Origin of the sequence: Blautia sp. aa_0143 (assembly GCF_004167315.1) — a bacterium.
Lineage (GTDB): Bacteria > Bacillota > Clostridia > Lachnospirales > Lachnospiraceae > Blautia_A > Blautia_A fusiformis.
Window position 1 is genome coordinate 1 of the sequence record NZ_RCXU01000067.1, and the last position, 2,119, is coordinate 2,119.

Annotated in this window: 2 protein-coding genes; both read right to left on the reverse strand. The window is 51.8% G+C overall.

Translation table 11 applies throughout. From position 1 onward, the window contains the following. Positions 1 to 43: 43 nt before the first annotated feature. Positions 44 to 781, reverse strand: a complete 738-nt coding sequence (locus EAI83_RS16925) for a helix-turn-helix transcriptional regulator (protein ID WP_129976294.1) — start codon at positions 779 to 781, stop codon at positions 44 to 46. 941 nt (positions 782 to 1,722) lie between these two features. Then, positions 1,723 to 2,031, reverse strand: a complete 309-nt coding sequence (locus EAI83_RS16930; RefSeq protein WP_129976296.1) for a hypothetical protein — start codon at positions 2,029 to 2,031, stop codon at positions 1,723 to 1,725. Positions 2,032 to 2,119 lie beyond the last annotated feature (88 nt).

The window sequence follows — 2,119 nt, forward strand, 5'->3', positions numbered from 1 at the left end:
AGAAAACGCATACCGCTAAATCAGAATGGATGTACCGCTAATTTCAGAATAGGCGTACCGTTCGAGCAGAATTTGCAATCAGCCCCCGCAAAAGCCCATGATGCTCAATAAAAGGCTCCAGAAACCCATCCATCTTCGCCAGCTCCCAGCTCCGGAGCATCTCCTCCTGCGCCTCCTGCTTATGCTTTCGGTTGATCGCACACACCGCCATCATACAGTGGATATACGTCATACTGATCGGATACGACCTCTCCGCCATAAACAAAGCAGCCTTCCCCATCCCATAAGCACTCCATATCTCCCCGTTAAGATAAGTATGGTGAGCCATCACATACGTGGCAAAAAGCCTCAGTCCCTCAGGAAGCATCCTGCTGTACTCCCCAAAAGCAGGCATCCCATCCGTAGGCAGATGAAGCAAAACCGCCCCCACATACCCCGCCAGAAGACAGGACGCATAAACATCCTTAGGAACCTTCTTCTTCATAGCCAGCTTCACACAGGACTGGATTCCCTCCATCCCCCGCTTAGCCGCCGCCACATTCCCCAGCGTCAGATTAGAATACCCATACAAAATACACGCCGAAAGCTTCAGCTCAATAACCCTGCTGGACAGATACCTCCTCGTGATCTCACAACACTCCTCCGCCTGCCCCGTAAAATAAAAAAGCTCAGCCCGCGCAATATTCCTCAAATCCACATCCACAAACCCCTCAACAACCTCCCGAGCCCTCCCAGGCTCAAAAGACGAATTCAAAAGCGGCAAAACCACATAATCACACATACAACCCACTCTCCTCCAAAACCCAGGCAGCCCCCAAAAGACCGCCCTCAAAACCAAACCACCAAACCTCCGAAGCCCTCACACAAGCCACATCAACACACATCCGAAGCCCATCTCTCAAGCCACATCAGCACACATCCGAAGCTCATCTCTCAACCCTCATCAGCACACATCCGAAGCTCTTCTCTCAAGCCACATCAGCATACATCCGAAGCTCATCACACAACCCTCATCATCACACATCCGAAGCTCTTCTCTCAAGTCCCACAAAACAGTCACCAAAACTCCGGATATCAATCAACCAGTCAATCAGGCCAACCATCTTTTTCCATAATTATAATCCAAAATACTCCAAAAATAAATTTAAATATTACACAAAAACACCACACCCTATCCAAAACAGCCTCTATCCCCAATCCCCTCACGACAAAACCCCAAAAAACTCACCCCACCCACATCCAGCGCAGCGCCGATGCCACACCATCTCCCAACACACCACAAGGAAACTCAGCCCCTGCAGCCATCCAGCGCAGCGCTGATAGCCCACCCCCTCCCGGCAAACCACCACTCCCTCACACCCCAAAACCAGAACGGACAGACTGCCAGCAGGGCGGCTGCCTGGTCGGGACCCGGTGCGTCGGAGTAAGCCGCTGGTCATACTTGGCACCTGAGGCACCTGGCGGGAAGGTACTCTGCGGCCACAAGCCGCAGAGTAAGCCCCATCTGTCTGAGCCAGGTACGCATCAGCGTACATGGCGAGTTATGGGGCGCCCTGCACGACAGGCGCCTCAGACGCCTAGTATGACCCGGCGAAACGACCGCACCAGGCACGACCATGCAGCCGCCCCGCTGGCAGACTGTCCGTTCGTCCCTCCATTCATCCCACAAAAAAAGAGCCCCCAGGCCCAAACACCCAGGAACTCTCCCAAAACCAAACAACATCATCTCCTCCGCAGCTTCCTCAGTTCCCTCTCCAACCGATCCGCTCGCGCCTTCTCCCTCAACGTATTCACCCTCTCTTCACTCCGCCCCTGTTCAATCCCTTGAGTGATTCCCTGGCTGATTCCTTGGCTAATTCCCTGTTCAATCCCTTGGGCGATTCCTTGACTAATCCCCTGTTCAATCCCCTTATTAATCCACATCTGCTCAATCTCAAAACTCTTCATATATGCCACCGTAACCTTTCCATCCTCTTTAACAACCCTGACCATCTCCAGCAACTCCCTCAAAACATCATTTACCGCATTCACCTCCCTGGTATCCGTTACTGAAAACTTATAAAAAGTTATAAACTTCTATGTTTCATTCCTACTTCAACGAGTATGCTTTTGATGATAT